The sequence below is a fragment of the Rhizobium sp. 18055 genome, assembly GCF_902706285.1.
Classification (GTDB): domain Bacteria; phylum Pseudomonadota; class Alphaproteobacteria; order Rhizobiales; family Rhizobiaceae; genus Rhizobium.
The window spans coordinates 1-437 of sequence record NZ_CACSKD010000301.1 but is presented as its reverse complement, the minus strand read 5'-3'; the positions used below and the strand labels follow the sequence as shown (position 1 = coordinate 437).

Genomic DNA, 437 nt, shown 5'->3' with positions numbered 1-437 from the left:
CGCTGGCGCTGGCCCAGGCGCGCGGCCGCCTGAGCGAAGAGCAGGAGGCACGCCACCTGCAGGCCATGCGCCACCTGCCCGTGGCCCTGCAGGGCGTGCTCGCGCTCGAACCCCAGATCATCAACTGGGCCGAAGACTTCGCGAAGATGGAGAACGCCCTGTTCCTGGGCCGCGGCGTGCACTACCCCATCGCCCTGGAGGGCGCGCTCAAGCTCAAGGAAATCAGCTACATCCACGCCGAGGCCTACCCGGCCGGCGAACTCAAGCACGGCCCGCTGGCCCTGGTGACGAGCAGCATGCCGGTGGTCACCGTGGCGCCCAACGACGAACTGCTGGAAAAGCTCAAGAGCAACCTGCAGGAAGTGCGCGCCCGCGGCGGCGTGCTCTACGTGCTGGCCGACGCGAAGACCAACATCGAGACCTCCGAAGGCATGCAC

1 protein-coding gene is annotated in these 437 nt (G+C 68.2%); it reads left to right on the top strand.

Going from position 1 to position 437, the window contains the following annotated elements; translation table 11 throughout:
• The coding region (locus GVL52_RS29230) for an SIS domain-containing protein (protein ID WP_160012753.1) at window positions 1–437 on the top strand (437 nt) is incomplete at both ends.